This window comes from Acinetobacter sp. WU_MDCI_Abxe161, from assembly GCF_025514355.1.
GTDB lineage: Bacteria > Pseudomonadota > Gammaproteobacteria > Pseudomonadales > Moraxellaceae > Acinetobacter > Acinetobacter pittii_E.
On record NZ_JAHPTU010000003.1, the window covers coordinates 312,967 to 331,371 of the forward strand.

General features: G+C 38.2%; 18 protein-coding genes. 3 read left to right on the forward strand and 15 right to left on the reverse strand.

All coding sequences use genetic code 11. The features are described 5' to 3' along the window. Nucleotides 1–89: 89 nt before the first annotated feature. Nucleotides 90–662, reverse strand: coding sequence for a TetR/AcrR family transcriptional regulator (locus KTI78_RS05250; RefSeq protein ID WP_262445420.1), 573 nt, complete (start codon nucleotides 660–662; stop codon nucleotides 90–92). Between the two features lie 134 nt (nucleotides 663–796). Between KTI78_RS05250 and KTI78_RS05255 the strand changes: the two genes are divergently transcribed. After that, complete coding sequence (locus tag KTI78_RS05255; RefSeq protein ID WP_262445421.1) at nucleotides 797–1,999, forward strand: MFS transporter; 1,203 nt, start codon at nucleotides 797–799, stop codon at nucleotides 1,997–1,999. A gap of 35 nt (nucleotides 2,000–2,034) precedes the next feature. Here KTI78_RS05255 and KTI78_RS05260 read toward each other — a convergent pair whose 3' ends face one another. The 9 genes from KTI78_RS05260 to KTI78_RS05300 form a co-directional block, all read right to left on the reverse strand. Then, a complete protein-coding gene (locus tag KTI78_RS05260; protein WP_262445422.1) occupies nucleotides 2,035–3,186 on the reverse strand; it encodes a sterol desaturase family protein in 1,152 nt (383 codons plus the stop codon). Between the two features lie 131 nt (nucleotides 3,187–3,317). Beyond that, nucleotides 3,318–4,208, reverse strand: a complete 891-nt coding sequence (locus tag KTI78_RS05265) for a LysR family transcriptional regulator (RefSeq protein WP_016140540.1) — start codon at nucleotides 4,206–4,208, stop codon at nucleotides 3,318–3,320. 89 nt (nucleotides 4,209–4,297) lie between these two features. Then, the gene (locus KTI78_RS05270; protein WP_262445423.1) at nucleotides 4,298–5,653 is read right to left on the reverse strand and encodes an MFS transporter; all 1,356 of its coding nucleotides are present in this window, start codon (nucleotides 5,651–5,653) and stop codon (nucleotides 4,298–4,300) included. 42 nt (nucleotides 5,654–5,695) lie between these two features. Beyond that, nucleotides 5,696–6,973, reverse strand: coding sequence for a salicylate 1-monooxygenase (salA, locus tag KTI78_RS05275; protein WP_262445424.1), 1,278 nt, complete (start codon nucleotides 6,971–6,973; stop codon nucleotides 5,696–5,698). Between the two features lie 177 nt (nucleotides 6,974–7,150). Then, complete coding sequence (locus KTI78_RS05280) at nucleotides 7,151–8,524, reverse strand: PQQ-dependent sugar dehydrogenase (RefSeq protein WP_262445425.1); 1,374 nt, start codon at nucleotides 8,522–8,524, stop codon at nucleotides 7,151–7,153. A 70-nt stretch (nucleotides 8,525–8,594) separates the two neighbouring features. Next, nucleotides 8,595–9,005 (reverse strand): PH domain-containing protein, encoded by a 411-nt coding sequence (locus KTI78_RS05285; protein ID WP_239977042.1) that lies wholly within the window; start codon nucleotides 9,003–9,005, stop codon nucleotides 8,595–8,597. A 67-nt stretch (nucleotides 9,006–9,072) separates the two neighbouring features. Beyond that, on the reverse strand, nucleotides 9,073–9,762 hold the full coding sequence (locus KTI78_RS05290) for an aspartate/glutamate racemase family protein (protein WP_262445426.1): 690 nt from the start codon (nucleotides 9,760–9,762) through the stop codon (nucleotides 9,073–9,075). Nucleotides 9,763–9,978: 216 nt separating this feature from the next. Further along, nucleotides 9,979–11,373, reverse strand: coding sequence for a heavy metal sensor histidine kinase (locus tag KTI78_RS05295; protein WP_262445427.1), 1,395 nt, complete (start codon nucleotides 11,371–11,373; stop codon nucleotides 9,979–9,981). Then, nucleotides 11,370–12,041 carry a heavy metal response regulator transcription factor gene (locus KTI78_RS05300; protein WP_224991352.1) on the reverse strand — a complete coding sequence of 224 codons (672 nt, stop codon included), beginning with the start codon at nucleotides 12,039–12,041 and terminating at the stop codon, nucleotides 11,370–11,372. The genes KTI78_RS05295 and KTI78_RS05300 overlap by 4 nt, the downstream gene beginning before the upstream one ends. A 125-nt stretch (nucleotides 12,042–12,166) precedes the next feature. Here KTI78_RS05300 and KTI78_RS05305 point away from each other — a divergent pair, with 125 nt between their 5' ends. Both KTI78_RS05305 and uraH read left to right on the forward strand, forming a co-directional pair. Continuing rightward, nucleotides 12,167–12,634, forward strand: a complete 468-nt coding sequence (locus tag KTI78_RS05305; RefSeq protein WP_262445448.1) for a GlcG/HbpS family heme-binding protein — start codon at nucleotides 12,167–12,169, stop codon at nucleotides 12,632–12,634. Between the two features lie 10 nt (nucleotides 12,635–12,644). Then, the gene (gene uraH / locus KTI78_RS05310) at nucleotides 12,645–13,046 is read left to right on the forward strand and encodes a hydroxyisourate hydrolase (protein WP_000167347.1); all 402 of its coding nucleotides are present in this window, start codon (nucleotides 12,645–12,647) and stop codon (nucleotides 13,044–13,046) included. 59 nt (nucleotides 13,047–13,105) lie between these two features. On the opposite strand, the gene KTI78_RS05315 is transcribed toward uraH, so the two are convergent. The 5 genes from KTI78_RS05315 to KTI78_RS05335 all read right to left on the reverse strand — a co-directional run bounded on the left by KTI78_RS05315 (nucleotide 13,106) and on the right by KTI78_RS05335 (nucleotide 17,662). Beyond that, complete coding sequence (locus tag KTI78_RS05315) at nucleotides 13,106–13,813, reverse strand: membrane integrity-associated transporter subunit PqiC (protein WP_262445429.1); 708 nt, start codon at nucleotides 13,811–13,813, stop codon at nucleotides 13,106–13,108. Then, nucleotides 13,803–15,470 carry an intermembrane transport protein PqiB gene (locus KTI78_RS05320; protein ID WP_262445431.1) on the reverse strand — a complete coding sequence of 556 codons (1,668 nt, stop codon included), beginning with the start codon at nucleotides 15,468–15,470 and terminating at the stop codon, nucleotides 13,803–13,805. The genes KTI78_RS05315 and KTI78_RS05320 overlap by 11 nt, the downstream gene beginning before the upstream one ends. Nucleotides 15,471–15,477: 7 nt before the next feature. After that, nucleotides 15,478–16,287 (reverse strand): paraquat-inducible protein A, encoded by an 810-nt coding sequence (locus tag KTI78_RS05325; protein ID WP_262445432.1) that lies wholly within the window; start codon nucleotides 16,285–16,287, stop codon nucleotides 15,478–15,480. Beyond that, nucleotides 16,284–16,892, reverse strand: a complete 609-nt coding sequence (locus KTI78_RS05330; RefSeq protein ID WP_032054203.1) for a paraquat-inducible protein A — start codon at nucleotides 16,890–16,892, stop codon at nucleotides 16,284–16,286. The genes KTI78_RS05325 and KTI78_RS05330 overlap by 4 nt, the downstream gene beginning before the upstream one ends. Before the next feature lie 209 nt (nucleotides 16,893–17,101). After that, nucleotides 17,102–17,662 (reverse strand): TetR/AcrR family transcriptional regulator, encoded by a 561-nt coding sequence (locus tag KTI78_RS05335; protein ID WP_262445433.1) that lies wholly within the window; start codon nucleotides 17,660–17,662, stop codon nucleotides 17,102–17,104. Nucleotides 17,663–18,405: the final 743 nt, after the last annotated feature.

Below are 18,405 nucleotides of genomic sequence, written 5' to 3' on the forward strand. Positions count from 1 at the left end.
AAAATAATAAGGAAAATTGATATAAAATTTTATAATAAGATAAATTTTTGCCTATTTTTATAAACTATTCAGATTTGCAGCCGTTTCAACTAAATTACATCAGAATGTGCTTTGAATAAACGTGCTAATAAAGTTTGGACATAGTCTAAGCCTAATGCTCGATCAGTGAATAAAATTCTGAACAGCATAGGTGCAATCACAGCTTCGATAATCTCTTGATTTTCTATAGTTAATTCATTACGTGCCTTTGCTCTGGCTTGAATAATATCAAGTTGTTGAACGATTAAAGTTTCACACTTTCGAGCGTTTGAAGATTCAGTTGCATATAGCAAATCTCGTAGCAATGTTTGCCCTACTTCAGAAGAGTATTCTTCAAAATATTGTTCAATCCATGCAGTGATATCAAGCTGAAATGAACCTAAATCTTTCGGCTCCATATCCGGCTTCAGTTCATTTAGAGCCACATCTGAAAATAGCTGATTGATATCGCCCCAACGGCGGTAAATTGTTGAAGGGGTTACACCTGCTTCATTAGCAATCATAGGTATAGTAATTTGGCTTTGTTCCAAATTTTTTTGAAGCTCTTTTACTGCTTGATGTACCGCAGTTTGAATTCTTTCACTACGACCACCTGGACGTAACCCAGTAACAACTTTTGCCATTAATCAGCTCTACTTCAAAAGGAAACTATTAAAATATTATTTGTATATACAAAATACACTAAAGCTAATGATTTGCTTTAGTGTGAAAATAATGTATAAAAGCTAAATATTCGCTTTAATGTTATTCATCTTATATGAACAATTCAAGTTCAAAACGGTCTGGATCAGTTTTTCAGTTAGATTCAAAAGTCGCGTTGACCTTAAACACAATCACGCTCATGACCTTTATGGCGGCCTCTAGTGCTCCTACACCACTATATCGTCTGTATCAGCAGACATGGCAATTTTCGCCTGTTACCTTAACTTTAATTTTTGCGACCTACGCGTTTACCTTACTTGCTTCTTTACTCATTATTGGTTCTTTATCTGATTATATCGGACGTCGGCCTGTCATTATTTCAGCAATTTTTTTGCAAATTGCTTCAATGAGTTTTTTCCTTTTTGCCTCAGATGTTTCGATGTTATTTATTGCGCGTGGCTTACAAGGTATTGCAACAGGTCTTGCTGTTTCTGCAATTGGAGCCGCAATTTTAGATTTCAGTAAGCATCATGGTTCCCTAATTAATAGTATTGCTCCCATGGTCGGCATGGCAGTAGGAATTTTTATTACATGCCTTATTCTGCAATTTTCGGTTCAACCTTTACATCTAGTTTTTGAACTCTTATGTGTATTGTTTGCAGTTGAACTCATTTTAAGTTTTTTTAATCCTGAAACAGTACGCAAAAGATCAGGTGCTCTTGCTTCTTTAAAACCCAACATGGCTATTCCACATCAAGCAAGAAGTGCTCTATTCAGTATTAGTCCTATTAATATTGCGCTTTGGATGGTCAGTGGTTTTTTCTTATCACTTATGCCCTCTTTATTAGCAAAAATTTTTCACACATCTTCAGCTTGGCTAAATGGCGTTATGTTTATGGCACTCGCCCTTTCAGGTGCAGCAGGGATTCTGACTCTTAGAAAATCTACCAACTTTCGTATTTTGCTCACGGGTACCTTATCCATCATCATTGGGGCAACCGTTTTATTTCTAGCGATTAATTTTACCAGTGCCGCAATTTTACTCTTAGGTTCTATTATTACGGGGGTAGGTTTTGGTACAGCCTTTATGGGGGCAATTCGTACAGTCATGCCTCTAGCTTTACCCGAAGAACGCGCAGGACTTATGGCTGCTTTTTTTGTAGAGAGTTATTTGGCTTTTAGTATTCCAGCAATTTTAGCAGGTTACTTTGTGGGTAAAATCGGACTTATGAGCAGTGCCAACCTTTATATGAGTTTAATTATTGGTCTTGCTCTGATTGCACTTGTAATGATTTTTAAAAATATTAAAAGCAAATAATGATTAAAAAAAGCCTCCATCGAGGCTTTTTTACTTTACTGATCACGCCAAGGTTTCAAAAAACGCTTTACATAATTTTTAAAAGGCCAAGTAAACTGTTTTATAAAACTATTTGGGATTTTATAACCCACCGTGCCATACACGCTTGCTAAATGACTAGGCATATATACACTTTTAAAAATGACATCGTATAGAGGAATAAAAGCGGCGTAATTTTTATCAATAGCAGGTTTTTCTGAAGAATGATGCCAATGATGAAATTCTGGCGTTGCGATAATCCAGCGTAAATATGGAAAGCGAAAACGCACATTAGAATGAATAAAAATAGCGTGAAATGAAATAAAGACTAAATAGGCAAAAACAGCCGAAGTATGAAAACCCAGCAGGAAAATCGGTAAAGTAACAATGAAGCGAGTCATGAGCACTTCAATGACATGCAAACGAGAAGATGCTAACCAATCCATATATTCAGTCGAATGATGAATTGCGTGAAAGCGCCATAAGAAATTAACCTCATGCATAGCTCGATGTAACCAGTACACCGTAAAATCGACCACAATGAGCAACTCAATAAATTGCAGCCAAATTGGTTGAGCTTGTACATAAGGCACAATTGGATTATGAGGCAAATGCGTAATCCAATATTGAATTGGCATGACGGTTAAAAAGCTAAATAATTGAATGCCAATATGGCTGACCATGAAATATTTCATATCGGTCACCCACCCTACTCTTAATATTTTTTGTTCAGGATTTTTAGCAAAAAAACCTTCAAGTGGAATAAAAACAAAGGCTAAAATAAATAAAGTCAGTACAAAATAATCGATACCTGCATAAAATGGTACACTTGGTAAAACGGGTGCTTCAATTACACCACAACCCACAACCGCTGCCACAAGTGAAAAACATAACCCATAAAAACCATATCGGTTTTGACGAATAATTGCACTAAATGCACCAAAACCAGCGCTAATAATAATGCCTGTGATCAGCCCATAATAAAAAAGATTATAGTGTTTTGCGTAAATAGGACGGAGTTCTGGGGTGGTTAATACACTGGGAAATAAAAAACATAATGCACCAAATAGACAAAGTAAGCTGAGCGACATTGAAATAAAGGCGCTAATTTTCCCTAATCCTGCGTTAAGTTCTAAATTTTCAAATTTTGCTCTTAATTGATCGGTCATAATTCATATAAAGTTCTTATTGTATATAACGCGAATGCTATCAAAATTTAATAATAAATTGGAAAGAACTTTAAACTCTCAAATATTCCCCATTCCACTAAAAATGAGATTTGAAATAGCGTTAACTAGTTTTATAAAACCTCAAATATTTGACCGACAGATTGAATCAGCCATTTTCTGGCAATAATATCATCACTACGATTAAACCAGTTCAAGCTCACTTTAAAAGAATCCATGGCAAAAGGTAATTCAAACATTTGGACATTACCATGGGCTAAATAATGCCGAGCTGCTCGCGATGGTAAGGTCACCAACATATCTGAACTCTGCACAACCCCTTGTAAAACACTAAAATGTGGGACCTCTAAACGAATTCGTCGCTTTAAATCCATTGTTTTTAAATATTGCTCAACTTGGATATGTCCTGTCGATGATTTGATAGCCACATGATCTTCTTGCAAATATTGCTCTAATGTCAGTTGCTGCTGTAGCCTTGGGTGGTCAGCTCTAGCAATGCATACATATCTTTCTTCAAATAAAGTACGCGTTTCTATTTTAGGCATTATGGTCTGCGTACTATTAAATACGGCTAGATCTAAAAAGCCGTCAATAAGCCACTGTTCAACCTTAGACGACTGAATCTCTTCAATCTCAATTTGAATATAAGGTGCTGTTTTCTGCAAAAAAGCCATAAGACTAGGCAAGAGACAAATTTCCCCTGCGTCAGAGAGTCCGATTCGGAAAGTTTTATTTGAGTTTTCAGGACGAAATTCCTGTGCTTGAGCGATCGCTGATTCAATATTAAAAATTGCTTGATGAAAAATTGGATAAAGCTCATGCGCAACTTTTGTCGGTTCGACTCCACCTCGGCTTCGGGTAAACAACTCATCATTTAACTGACGGCGTAAACGATTCAAATTATAAGTCACAGAAGGCTGACTCAAATTTAATTTATCAGCAGCTTTACTAATATGCCGAGACTCATAAATACAGACAAAAACTTTAATCAAACCTAAATCCATGGTTCTGATCCTTTAAATACTCTAAACAAAGACTTTAACTTCTTTGTTTAGAGTTTAGTTCCTTTTATAGGAATAAAAATGCTTCATTCTTATGGAGATATACTTGAATTTAGCATTACGCGTTTAGTTCGATTGCAAATACTTATGGCAATAACACTTAAAGTTGCCAGCACACAAGGGATGGCTAGAGCGATAAAATTATATTCAATGGGTAAATGCAAACTTAAAAGCCAGCCGCATAAAATCGGACCTAAAATCGCCCCGATACGGCCTACTCCTAAAGCCATACCAATGCCCGTACTGCGAATTGGTGAAGGATAAAACTGAGCCATATAAGCTAGCAATAAAATTTGCCCGCCAATAGATGCCGCTCCAGCAATGGCAACACAGAGATATAAAATGACCATAGGTAAAGCATAGCTCAACAAGTAGAGCGACACTGCACCTGCAAAGAAGAGTGAACAAATGACCTTGCCTAGGTGAAAACGATCAGCAAAGTAGCCTCCACCGATTGCACCCAGCATCCCACCCAAGTTTAGCGCCAGTAAAAAAACAAGACTGGTTGATAAATCATATCCAGCCTCGACCATGAGTTTGGGTATCCAGTTACCGAGCGCGTACACCATGAGTAAAGCCATAAATACACTCAGCCAGAAAAATACAGTGACTAAAGCACGGTTCTCAGTAAATAGAGCAACCAAAGGTCGAGCCGCAGTTCGTTGGTTTTCTTGGTGTAATACGATGCTCGTATGATCAGCTATGTTTTGTTCTGGCGCTAACTGTTTAAGTAAATCACGTACCTCATTCCATTTTTTTTGGCGAACCAGATAATCAATTGATTCGGGTAAAAATTTCCAAATAATAGGTAATGAAATGAGTGGTATGCCCGCCAGAATAAACATGATTTGCCAACCAAACTTAGGAACCAACCACATGCCTAAAAGCGCTGAACTCATCCCACCAATCGCATAGCCGCTAAACATGAGCGATACTAAAGTTGATCGTAATTTCTTTGGGGCGAATTCGGTCATTAAAGCAATAACGTTCGGCATTACTCCGCCCAAACCAAGACCAGCAATAAAACGGTAAATGGCAAACTCTTTGGGGCTGTTGGCAAAACCACATAACACCGTAAAACCACTAAAAATAAGGACACACAGCATAATTAAACGCTTACGGCTAAAGCCATAAGACTCTAATTTATCGGCTAAGCTACCGAAAATCATGGCACCAAACATCATGCCAAATAATGCAACACTGCCCAGTAATCCAGCAGTCATACTATCTAACTGCCAATGTTGCATAAGCTTAGGCAATGCAACACCATAAATGACTAAGTCGTAGCCATCAAAAATAATAATAAGCGCACTCAGCAAGATCACACGCCAATGTAATGGTGTTAATCTTGCGTCATCAATCAATTGATTTGCATTTAGTTTTTCCATAATTGCTTTCCTTAGCAAATTGCGTGTAAAACAAAAATTTATTTAAATCGTTGCCATTTTTAATTGATGTAATTGTTGCTTTGCTTCTACAACATCCTGTTCTAGGTCGTGTTGCCATAACCAATCAAAACGATGTTCAAGATGTTCACCAATTTCGGCAAATGTTGGGTACTGAGTCGAACAACACTCATAAATTTCGCCAGATTCACGAGAAGTTTGCTGAACACGACAAGCACGTTTTAAACGGAGCTTTTCATAAATTGAAGACACATCGGCTAACTGATCTGCTTGTAAGTTTTTTGTCGACAATAAGGCTGCAAGGATTAAGGCATCTTCAAGACCTTGTCCTGCTCCTGCACCTTGATGGGGTAACATCGCATGTGCAGCGTCACCCATAACAATCACATGACCAGAGGCACTTTGATAAGTTGAAAGTTCTTCAATTTCATGTAAGGCCCAAATGGTAGGCTGTTCAATTAAACCGAGTAATGTTTGGCAGCTTTCGCTCCAGTCTGAAAAATCGGAAAGCATTTGAGCTTTATCTACAGGTTTGGTCCATGGTGTATCAGCTGGGAGTACCGTATCTTCACGGTTTGAGCAGAAAGCAACGATATTAATTTGCTCCCCCTTACGAATGGGGAACGTTAAAATATGTTTGTCTTTGCCCAATAACATTTGGGGAATATCTGCTAAATCTGTATCGCCGTTTATTTGCTGCAAAGCTTCTTTAAATGAAGCGTGAGAAATAATGCCACGATAAGCCCAAGTTCCTGAAAAACGTGGATGAACCGGTGGTAAATCGTGAGTAGCTAAAACATATTGGCGAGCCACAGAGCGGATACCATCAGCCCCAATCAAATAATCGCACTCATGCTGACTACCATCATTAAAGTGCAAAACCACCTGATCATTTTGTTCTTCAATTGCTTCTAGCCGTTTCGAAAAATGGACATTTTGCGTAGGCATGTGAGGAATAATGGCATCTAGAAAATCAGCACGATGAACAGATGACTGCCCTACATCTGTCGCGATAGATGCAGATAAATATTCATCGGTGTAACCATTGCGCCATTGAAACCAAACATCTTGAAATGGTGCCGATACTTTATCTGCAATCGCGTGATATTCGTTGGCTAAACCTAACAGTTCAATGGCTTTGACTGCGTTAGCACCAAAAGAAATTCCTGCCCCAATTTCAGCAAACTGAGGTGCAGATTCAAACATTTGCACATCTAAATGGGCGTGTTTACTTAAATTACTTGCTAAAGCTAGACCAGCAATACCACCACCAACCACGGCAATTCGAATATGTGTATTCATGTGTTTGTTCCTTAAACATCATTATCGTTTTCACATATTCATTTTTGAGAAGTTGGCTTATAAAGTCCAATTAGTATTTTTTTTGTTCAATTATTTAAAAATTAAATAATAGCCATTTGGGCGAGCCACTATAAAGCTTAAAGGCCGCCCGTGCTAATAAATGATTGTTAAAACACTTTATGGTGTGCCTGGCGGGGTTCCAATAGCATGTTTCATGGGAGCTTCATAAGTCGTCTCGGCAACCGGTGAAACGCGCCAAATCGTATTGCCTACATCATCTGCAACTAATACGGCACCTGAAAAATCAATTGCTACACCCACAGGACGACCATACGCTTTGCCTTTATCACTCAGGAATCCAGTCAAAATATCTTGTGGTGGACCAGAGGGTTGACCACTTCTAAAAGGTACAAAAACGACTTTATAACCACTGTGAGGCTTGCGGTTCCAAGAGCCATGCTGACCGATCAATGCGCCTCCTCTAAATTGTGGCATGAGTTCAGCTGTGTAAAATGTAAGACCTAAAGAAGCGGTATGGTTACCAAGTGCATAGTCGGGTTTAATTGCACGAGCAACCATTTCCGGATTTTGTGGTTTTACTCGCACATCTACATGTTGACCATAATAGCTATATGGCCATCCATAAAAACCACCGTCTTGGACTGACGTCATATAATCAGGTACTAAGTCACTACCAATTTCATCGCGCTCATTAACAACGGTCCAGAGTTTTCCACTTTGCGGTTGCCAAGCCATACCATTTGGATTACGCAGTCCTGTTGCAAATGGACGTGACTGACCGCTTGCAATATCAAACTCTGTAATTTGTGCACGACCTTTTTCTTTATCTAGACCATTTTCAGCAACGTTACTGTTAGAACCAACGGTAATGTAGAGCTTTGTACCCGCCGCGTTAGCAATGACATTCTTGGTCCAATGGTGATTTAAAGGACCGCCCGGTAAATCTAATACTTTGGTTCCACTGGCTGTAATTTGAGTTCCACCCTCTTGATAAGGAAAACGCACAAGCGCATCCGTATTGGCGATATATAGGTTATTACCTACCAATGCCATGCCAAATGGAGAATTTAAGTTTTGAAGAAATGCTGTTTTCTGATCGGCAACTCCGTCTCCATTAGTATCACGAAGTAAGCTAATACGGTTTGCACTTGGATGGGATGAGCCTGCACGTTTCATCACAAAAGACATAATTTTACCTTTAATGCCTTTGCTGTCTTCAGGTTTAGGCGGAGCATCTGTTTCCGCAACCAGTACATCACCATTCGGCAATACATAAAGCCAACGTGGATGCTCAAGTCCTTTTGCAAATGCTTTTACCTTTAAACCTTCCGCGGGTTTTGGCATTACCCCACTCGGCCAACCTTTTGCAGGTGCAATATTAACAGTGGGAAATAAACTTGATTTAGGTTCAGGTAATTTTGGATCTGGACCATAACTCTCAGTAATCGGATATTGTGAGGATGAAGCGCATCCAGCTAATGTAACTAAAACCGTAGTGCCTAAAACTGGCAGTAAAAAACGTTTAGTCATGATTTATCACCATTTCTTTTTTGATGTCATGGAAATAGCGTAATTTATGTCTGCAATTAAACAAGCAACTTTAATGGAGTCTTTTGTTTATCGCTTGCAAAAAAGCTTCTTTATTTTTCGGTGAAATCATAACCGTTGCGATTTTTCCATTTTTCATATAATAAATTTTGAGTCGATCTAATGAGAGCGCTGGAGATGAAAGTGGATTATGAGTAGGTTCTATTTGGGTAATATCATTAATATTAATTTTCCATCGGAATACCAAGCTTTTAATCACTAGAGTACCGTTTTCTACCACATAGTAAGTATTAAAGATGGGAAGCCAAATAAGAAAAATGACTAAACTATAAATGATAAGATGCGGAAAATTTGAAGCTAAAGAATAATGATGATTTGCTTCATAAATTTTTATAACAATATTGGCAGTGATAACAATAAATATTAACAAAAGCCACCAATCAATTTTTGATCTAAATTTCAAAATTTATCCTCCATTTTTAAATTAGTTTTTAGCAATTTATTCATTCTAATTTATTTAATTTATATTCTTAAATTAAAGCAAAACTCACCGCCTCTTTTGCATGAATGGTGGTCGTATCAAATAAAGGAACCGAGAATTTAAGCTCACCAATCAACATACAAATTTCAGTACACCCCAAAACAATCCCTTGAGCACCTTCAGCTATGAGCCTTTCTACAATAGCGATGTACTGTTGCTGCGAATCTGGGTTGATCACACCTAAACAAAGCTCTTCATAAATGATGCGATGGACGATTTTTCTATCGGCTTCATTGGGAACAATCACATCAATTCCATGATCTCGTAATCGAGCTTTATAAAAATCTTGCTCCATTGTAAAAGCTGTCCCCAACAGTGCAACCTTAGTAATGTTTTGATTTAAAATTTCTTTTGCCGTTGCATCAGCAATGTGTAAGAAAGGAACTGTAATTGAATCTTCAATTTGTTCTGCAACTTTGTGCATAGTATTAGTACACACCAAAATACAATCAGCTCCTGCTTTTTCCAGATTTAATGCTTGCTCGGCTAAATATTCGCCAGCTTCTTGCCATAAACCCTTCGCTTGCAAGGCTGCTATTTCTTCAAAATCAACACTATTAATAATGACCTTAGCAGAATGCAATTTTCCTAATTTACGCTGAATCATTTTATTGATTTGTTGATAATAAAGCGCTGTAGATTCCCAACTCATTCCACCTAATAAACCGATTGTTTTCATTATTTAACCCTTCTATTTATTCAAAACTTATCTATATCTCTTATGAGTAAAGTGTAGCTAGAATAAAATTGCTGCTTTTATACTAAAAACTTTAAATGAAGTTAAAATATTTGGATTTAATTTATACTTGATAAAAAACACATGAACATAGATATATTTAATGATAATTATGAACACATGGAAGTTGCTGATAAAAAATTAGCTCATGAATTGGGACTATGGTGTAGAGTTTAAAATAGGAAAATCAAGCTCAAAACACACACCTTCGACTGTGTTATAAGCCCGATAGCGACCATGATGTAGATCCATAATTGAAGCAACAATCGACAAACCTAATCCACCTGTTTGATTCTCATCACTTCGACTTGAATGGCATTGGTAGAATCTTTCAAAAAGATGCTCAAGTTGATGTTCAGCAATTGAAACCCCACCCGTTACCACAGTCAGGCTGACCCATTGCGTATGCTCAATCATCTTATGTTTAGTTGTGATATAAATAGTCCGCTTGTCACCACCGTGAACCAGCGCATTTAAAATCAGGTTATAAACTGCTCTTTGAAATAGCTCAGGATCTGCAAATAAATTTTTAGCCTCTAAGTTAAAACTAAAATGACACTCTTGTTCTTCAGCTTGATATTCAAAAATCTGGCATAGGCCATCTATAACATCTTGAACGTTTATTTCCTGTTTATTTACAAGAACCATTTTCTGATCGGCTCTTGCCAAGAAAAGCATGCTATCAATCATGCGTTTTAATCTGTGGTAATCGTCTAAATGAGACACCAGCAAATCTTCATATTGCTCAACCGAGCGTTCGCCAGTTAAAGCAATCTCGGTTTGCCCAATCAGATTATTTAAAGGCGTACGGAACTCATGAGCGATATCTTCAGAAAAACGGTTGAGCTGCGTATAGCCCTTTTCGATACGCTCAAGCATGTGGTTTATATCTTTTGAAAGTAGCTCAACTTCTAAAGGAGAATTTGGTAGGTTTAATCTTTTCTGGAGCTGATTTACGTTAATAGAATGAGTTTGCTTGCGAAGCTGTTGTAGCGACCGTAAACCTAAATGACACGCTAAAATGCAAAGTACAAAGATTGCAAATACGCCCCCGACCACATACATCAAGAGACTTTCTTGAAAAGGTAAAATAATATTGATGCGTTCCGACCACTGTTTACCTGCAATGAGCAGATAAGGCTCGTTATTAATCTTTATGGTTTTCCAAGCAATTCGTGTTGGATATGAGTTGTTGGCTAAATCTTGAAATTGAAGACTGTTGTGCTGTGCAAGCTGAGGTAACTGAATATGCAGTGGATTGATATTAATTAAAGTTTTGTCTTTATGAATGAGCAGAAACAAATTGTCTTGGTTGCCGAGCATGTTTTGATACAGTTTAGGGCGCGCAATGATTTGCTCTACATTTTCGCTATCTTGCAGCAAAATTTCCAAACGGTTAATTCTGTCTGCTAAAGCTTTATCTTGCTGCTTTAATAAAATCTGGTTAATGCCCAAATAGGTCATAAAGCCGACGGAACATAAAATTAAGGCAGAACAAAGCGTGACCAGTAATGTAATACGGACTTCAAGAGAACGCAGAAATTTAAATTTCATAAGCTAACCGAAATTTTATAGCCCAAACCACGTATGGTATGAATGAGTTTTAATTCATATCCCTCATCAATTTTGCTTCGTAAACGGCGTACCGCGACATCAATAAAGTTGGTATCTGTGTCAAAGTTAATATTCCAAACTTCGGAGCCAATTTGTCTGCGCGTCACGATTTGCTCTTTGTTGAGCAACAAGTAACGCAACAAATTAAATTCGGTTTTGCTTAGCTCAATTAAGTTTCCATTACGCCATACTTTATGGCTGACCACATCCATTTTTAAATCGCTGATAGACAACTCGTTTTCTTGTAGATATTGCTGTCGTCTTAACAGACTTTTAATACGTGCCAATAGTTCAATATAGGAAAAAGGTTTAGCCAAGTAATCATCTGCACCTAACTCCAAACCTTTAACTCTATCTATTACCTGATCTTTTGCTGTTAAGAAAATCACCGGAATTTTTGAAAACTGGCGTAAGACCTGTAATACGCTCCAACCATCTATGTCCGGCAACATGACATCAAGAATAAGTAAGTCATATTGATCTCTCTTTAGCATTTCCAAACCTTGCAGCCCTAAGTGAACACACTCCGCTTGATATCCAGACTCTTTTAATCCTTTGACCAAATAAGTGGCGATCTTGATCTCGTCTTCAATAATAAGGATACGCATTTTGTAGAGACTCATTAGAAAGATGACAACTTTGTAATGTGATTGTCACGCTTGAAGTTAAGCAATGTGTTTAAGATTTTCAAAGCGACATAGAGGCAATCATTATGAAAAAATTGAACTGGCTGATGTTTGCAGCCATGCTATTCGGTAATAGTACTTTTGCACAGCCCCCTGCTTTGAATCAAGTTTATTCGTTAGATCTTAAAACTGCGCATCTGCTAGCCGACAGTGCGAAAGAGGCCTGCAAAAAACTAAATCAAAATATTGCGGTCGTTGTTGTGGATCGTGGCGGTAATCCATTAACTGCCGAACGGCATGAATTAGTTGGTCCGCATAATTTAATGGCTGCCGAGAAAAAAGCCTATACCGCTTTATCTACCAAAACATCGACCTTAGTTTTAAGCCAAAACAGTAATCAAAACCCCGATGCAAAAAATTTAACTACCGTAACAAATTTACTTTTGTTAGGTGGTGGCGTGCCTGTTCTTTTTGAGAACCAAGTGATCGGAGCGATTGGGGTTGCAGGTGCTGGCGGCGCACAAAATGACAATCAATGCGCAAGCAAAGCTATTGATACCGTTTTTCATTCATAAGGAGTTCATCATGACTAAATCATTTATTGCTTTATCTTCGTTATTTATTGCTTCAGCTACGTTTGCTCAAACTAATCCGCTAAGTGTGCATGTGTTAAATCTAGAAACGGGTTTGCCCTCTTCTCAGGTTGAAGTGGTTTTAGAAAAAAATACCAATAACCAGTGGGTGAAACTCAATCAGCAAGTGACCGATTCAAATGGTCGTATTACTGCGCTCTATCCAGAAAATAAAAAATTAGAGCAAGGGGTTTATAAAGTTACTTTTAAAACTGAAGACTGGTTTAAAAAGAACAAACAACAAACTTTTTTTGCCGAAGTACCTGTGATTTTTAAAGTGGATGGAAGTGTAAACCACTACCATATTCCGTTATTACTCAGCCCTTACGGTTACTCAACCTATCGAGGCAACTAAAATAAAAACCCCTTTATCTGTTGTGTACAAATAAAGGGGTTGATTAAAAGCGCTTGGTTTTACGAACAAACACCATTGCTAATAACCGATTTTTTATTTGAATCCAGCGCCACAATTGAAGAAGAAACCGTATTAATAATTTGAGTCATGGCCTCACTTGAAGCACTCACAATCGCATCCATCTTTTTAGCTTTTTGATCAATCGACTGTTTAAAAGCAATTCGACAATTCAACTGCGAGCCTGCATTAGTGATGACTTTTGCATTATTTGACTCTAATTGAGTGGGCGGTATTTGACGCTTCACTACCCAAGACACCGCAATATTAATATAGCTTTTATCTACAATATCAAAATGAGAAAAGTCTGTAGAAACTCGATATAAAGGTTGGTTGTTTCCAGCAAGACCACTGCTATAACTATCAATTGCCCCTAATTTTTGCTGTAAACCCGCCGACAAGGTATCGCGTAATTGCGTACCCATAGTCGATGTCCAGCGTTCATTATTTAACACCGTAGACTTACCACTACTGTCTTGGAGCACAAAAGGCGCACGGTCCAATCGGTCTGGAATCCCGACGGGTAATACTTCAATCACCTGCACAGTTGTTTTTGTAGCCGCAGTGATTTTAGGAGACATCGTATAATAGTTTGGTGTTGGCGAACTCGAGCAGGCCGTCATGGTAACTGCCGTTAAAAACAGGCCACTCCCAAGCAGCCATTTGGCTGCTTTAGGATGCTGAAAAGATAGAGTGTTTTTATTTTTCATCATCGGTCTCTGGTGTTTTACCACGAATAATTGATTCAGGGTGTTGTTCAATATAGTCTGCCATTAACTGCAATGAAGCTGCCGCACGTGTCATTTGCTGCAATGCTTTACGTACGTCTTGTTGTAACGGCGCATCACTCGACAAAATAGACTCAGAAGATCTTACCGTTTTACGGACATCGTCTAGCGTTGCTTGTAAACCAGGTGCAACTTTTCCATCTAACTGTTTAACCAGTTTATCGGTAGAGGCAATCGCTGTGTTCATATTGTTGAGCGTTTTACGTACATCTTGCCCAATCTCAACTAACGGGAACTTCGTTAACTTGTCAGCAATCTGAGAAACTTGTGCTTGTAAGCCACTGAGTTCGGTCTGTGTAGTTGGAATCACTACGCGATCATCACTCAAAATTTGTAATTTGGCTGGTTTAGCTTTAGGGAACTTATCTAGGGCAATATAGTTTTGACCCGTGAGTAAGTTGCCTGTTCTCATTTGAGCACGCCATCCATGTTCAACAAAGTCTTTGAAGATTTCACTATTCGGATTAAGTGCCAAACCTTTTTCAACACGTGAAGGATAAAAAACGGCATCAACACGCATACGCATCTGCTTATAGTCGTTAGTAAATTCGGCATTAATCGCTTTAACATTACCAACTTCAATGCCCATGAAGTCAATTGGCGCACCGACTGCCAATCCACGCAATGAATGATCAAAGTACATAATTACGCCACGAGGTTGTCCATCCGGTTCTTTCAATGCATCAGATTTTGAATCCCAAAGATTAAAGCGGCTATGATTTGCTGCTGTGGTCGCATGTGAGTTTTCAGGGTATCCAAAAGCAATACCACCCGCAACAATACTTGCAAGCGACTGGGTATCTAAATTAAAGCCCGAAGCATTTAAGGTCACATCAATCCCACTTGCCTGCCAGAAACGTGCATCGGTGGTCACAAACTTGTCATACGGCGCGCGAATAAACGTTTGCAGCTCTACAGTTTTACCATCATCAGATAATTTATAAGCTGTAATTTGTCCCACATTAATTCGACGATAATAAATTGGAGAACCAACATCTAAAGATCCCAAATCGTCTGCATTTAAGAAAAATATTTTCCCGGGCACATCTGAAGATATAACTGGCGGTATCTCTAACCCAGTAAATTCAAGTTTTTTCTCCTCAGACTTACCTCCATCCACTTCAATATATGAACCTGACAATAAAGTATCGATGCCCGAAACCCCACTCGTCCCAATACGTGGTCGCACAACCCAAAACCGTGAATCTTTTGCTGCAAAGTTACTCGCGTCTTTACGCAAATCAATTCTAGCAATCACGTGTGAGCGGTCTTCTGAAAGATCAATCTGTCGTACTAAACCAATATCCACCTGTTTATAGCGGACCGTTGTTTTACCAGCAACCAGTCCCTCAGCCGTCCTAAAAGAGACGTCAATTGTAGGGCCGTGAGACAAGAGCGCTTTTATCGCTAATGAAAGCGCGATTAAAAGAGCAATCAATGGAATAAGCCAAATTAAAAGAGGCTTCCACCGACTTTTCTTTTCTTGAGGTTCTGGTAAATCATTCATGCTATCCAGTTCAATATCGGTATCACGACGATCTGAGTTACCAGGGGTTATTTCATTTTCAGACATACTCATTGTTCTTTTATTGACTTGGATTAATGGAATCATTATTCAACGGCGGGTGTTCTGCCTGAATAATCGTTGGTTTTTCTGAAGTAAAAGAAGAAGGTTTATTTGTATTTTGAGATGCGTAAAAGTTATCCCAAATAAGTCGTGGGTCAAAACTTAAAGATGCAAACATGGTTAACACCACAACCGCACCAAAAGCAATCGAACCCGGCCCTGCTAAAATAGTAGCAAGCGATTGAATCTGAATAAGCGCTGTTAATAGTGCCACCACAAACACATCAATCATTGACCAACGACCGATAAATTCGACAATTCGATATAATTTAACGCATTGCTCAGGTAAAAACTTCCAAGCTGCTGATTGTTGAAGATATACCGCTACCAATAAAAAATACAAAATCAGTAGCTTCAACATGGGAATAAAAATACTGGCCATGAAAATGACCACAGATACCAGATAGTCTCCGCTTTTCCAGAAGTAAATGACACCACTCATGATGGTATCTTGCTGACTACCTAAAAGTGAGTCAGTTACTGTCATTGGAAGTACATTGGCTGGAATATAAAGAATAGTTGCAGCCACCACTAAGGCAAAAGTTCGGTTTAAACTCGCTGGCTTACGTGAATGCAGTACGCTATTACAGCGAATACAACGTAACTCCTGATGGCTTTGGGGTAGATGTCTTTTTTCATTTTGAGCAGAATTTACGACACCACAGCAGTGACACACAATTAATGACAGGTCTTTAGCTCTTGGATATTGCTTAATTATCGAACCTTGTTGCGAGCTTTTTGTTGGGGTCACGTTTTTTATCGTTTTCATGGCAGTGACCTATCAATTTCATTCCATATATCACTCACCTTTATAGAAGTAATATAAACCAACAACACACTCAAGATCGCAAATGCCCATAAAGCAATCTCGGGAATGACTAAGACCATTCCTATTAACTTTACGAGCGTGACCAAAATCCCGATTAAAAACACCTCAACCATTCCCCACACTCTCATAAAAAAAAGTGTGCGTAAGGCAATCACCAAAAATGCGGGTCTTCTCTTCAATATACTCACTGTACCTAACACATAGGAAAGTAATAAAAGATAGGAAAGCGGCACAATAAAAGTAGTAATTAAGATGAGTACGCCAACGAAAGCCCGATCATAATGAAACATTACCCAAACCGCACCAAGTAAGGTAGTTTCAGAGATATTTCCCTGCAATTCAATTTTTACGATAGGAAAGCTATTGGCAAGAATAAATACGATTAATGCCGTTAAGATTAAAGCCAGTAATGTCGAAAAAGGCTTGGTGTGCCGATAGAGTTCAGCGCCGCAACATACGCAATAAGCTCTTTTTCCATAAGCAAGCGGGGTTCTACGATAGACTGTATCGCACTCCTCACAACCCGCTAATTCTTTAAGCCGCATAGTTATACTCTGAAATTTATAATTTTTACTGTGTCAGAACTGCTTGCTACAACGCTTGCATAAAATTCTACGTCTAAGCAATGTGCCAAACTAATCTCATTTCTTCAAGAGAAAATTGAATAACGACTCTACGGTCTAGTTTATTAAATTATATAAATAACAGAAAAGTATATAAGAAACCCCTTTCTTAAAAAGGGGCTTTAATTGATTTAAACCAAAGAAATCATCAGTAAAAAGTAATCCCACAGCTTATCTCGATCATCTCTCTGATTCTCCCCTGCAAGCTGAACCATTGCCCCATCAATCAAAAATAAAAACATATAGGCATCTTGGACTGAGGCAGTCGATTTTAGCGTTAAAAGCAGCTTATAAATTTCATTAATTAACCATTTACGATAATCAATTACCACCTTATAGGCATTGGGATAGAGCTTTTCAATTTCAAAAATGGCTTTAAATGGCAAATGGTAAAATCCCTCTAGATGGGCATGCAGAAAATAAATTTCCTTGAGTTTATCGAGCACCATTTGCTCACGATAAGAATTGAAAATTGAAAGTACTTTTACTTTGAGTGCATCTGTTTGAAAAGTGAGACTCATCTCGATGAGTCGTGCTTTTGAATGAAAGATGTTATAGAAAGTGGCTTTGGGAATTTTGGCCTCAGCAATAATGCGGTCAATACCCACCTTATTAAATCCATATAAATTAAATAAGTCTTTTGCTGTGTGAAGCACTTTGAGTGCTCTAAATGAAGATTCTAAATTTTTCATGTATACCGCTTAAAATAATTTTTTGTTGTATATAAAAGAGAGAAAAATGCCGTCACTCTTAAAATGAGTGCTAAATACAGGCATGCAAAAGCCGCACAATAATAGTGTGCTCGCCTATCTCTGGTTTATTGTTGCTATGTTTTAGTCGTACTGATTCTTAAGGTGTCGAAACCTAGAGTCGATTAAGCCGTTTTAAAGACTGTTTAAGTGGTATGGATAGAGAGAATTTGGCAAAGACCAATAAAGAAAAAAATTAGTACGCATGAGCGAACTCCTTTTGATTTAAAAGAGTCTTACCAATTACTGTCAAATAATGGTGGCAAGACTAGAAGGGTTGACAGACTGGTACAAAAGGAAACCAGCGCACGCAAGCGTGCCCCTCCTAGCCTCACCATAAAGGCGTGACTTAGGAGAACGCACAAAACGAAATAATACGTTGTTGTGCGCCTTTTGTACCAGCTCTGTCAAAAGCTGACTGGCAATGTGGCCAGCAGGCAAAGGATAATCGGCAAGGTTTAGAGTGTCAATGTAAGGTTGAATAGAAAATAGTTAAATAATTATTGTTTTTCATTCAATTAGATAGTCAAGCTAAATATAGATTCAAATTAAATTTAACGATTTTGCATTAATGCTAAATAATGGCGACAAAACGAAAGAAGGTTGACAGACTAGTTAGACCCTAGCACACCCTAAAGTGTCCTACTTTCGTTTTGCCATAAAAAAAAGAAGGATAATCTTTAAAT

Excerpts from the sequence above, each read along its gene's own strand:
- KTI78_RS05250 (WP_262445420.1), bottom strand. The coding sequence starts at position 662 with ATGGCAAAAGTTGTTACTGGGTTACGTCCAGGTGGTCGTAGTGAAAGA.
- KTI78_RS05255 (WP_262445421.1), top strand. The coding sequence starts at position 797 with ATGAACAATTCAAGTTCAAAACGGTCTGGATCAGTTTTTCAGTTAGAT.
- KTI78_RS05260 (WP_262445422.1), bottom strand. The coding sequence starts at position 3,186 with ATGACCGATCAATTAAGAGCAAAATTTGAAAATTTAGAACTTAACGCA.
- KTI78_RS05265 (WP_016140540.1), bottom strand. The coding sequence starts at position 4,208 with ATGGATTTAGGTTTGATTAAAGTTTTTGTCTGTATTTATGAGTCTCGG.
- KTI78_RS05270 (WP_262445423.1), bottom strand. The coding sequence starts at position 5,653 with ATGGAAAAACTAAATGCAAATCAATTGATTGATGACGCAAGATTAACA.
- salA (WP_262445424.1), bottom strand. The coding sequence starts at position 6,973 with ATGAATACACATATTCGAATTGCCGTGGTTGGTGGTGGTATTGCTGGT.
- KTI78_RS05280 (WP_262445425.1), bottom strand. The coding sequence starts at position 8,524 with ATGACTAAACGTTTTTTACTGCCAGTTTTAGGCACTACGGTTTTAGTT.
- KTI78_RS05290 (WP_262445426.1), bottom strand. The coding sequence starts at position 9,762 with ATGAAAACAATCGGTTTATTAGGTGGAATGAGTTGGGAATCTACAGCG.
- KTI78_RS05295 (WP_262445427.1), bottom strand. The coding sequence starts at position 11,373 with ATGAAATTTAAATTTCTGCGTTCTCTTGAAGTCCGTATTACATTACTG.
- KTI78_RS05300 (WP_224991352.1), bottom strand. The coding sequence starts at position 12,041 with ATGCGTATCCTTATTATTGAAGACGAGATCAAGATCGCCACTTATTTG.
- KTI78_RS05305 (WP_262445448.1), top strand. The coding sequence starts at position 12,167 with ATGTTTGCAGCCATGCTATTCGGTAATAGTACTTTTGCACAGCCCCCT.
- uraH (WP_000167347.1), top strand. The coding sequence starts at position 12,645 with ATGACTAAATCATTTATTGCTTTATCTTCGTTATTTATTGCTTCAGCT.
- KTI78_RS05315 (WP_262445429.1), bottom strand. The coding sequence starts at position 13,813 with ATGAAAAATAAAAACACTCTATCTTTTCAGCATCCTAAAGCAGCCAAA.
- KTI78_RS05320 (WP_262445431.1), bottom strand. The coding sequence starts at position 15,470 with ATGAGTATGTCTGAAAATGAAATAACCCCTGGTAACTCAGATCGTCGT.
- KTI78_RS05325 (WP_262445432.1), bottom strand. The coding sequence starts at position 16,287 with ATGAAAACGATAAAAAACGTGACCCCAACAAAAAGCTCGCAACAAGGT.
- KTI78_RS05330 (WP_032054203.1), bottom strand. The coding sequence starts at position 16,892 with ATGCGGCTTAAAGAATTAGCGGGTTGTGAGGAGTGCGATACAGTCTAT.
- KTI78_RS05335 (WP_262445433.1), bottom strand. The coding sequence starts at position 17,662 with ATGAAAAATTTAGAATCTTCATTTAGAGCACTCAAAGTGCTTCACACA.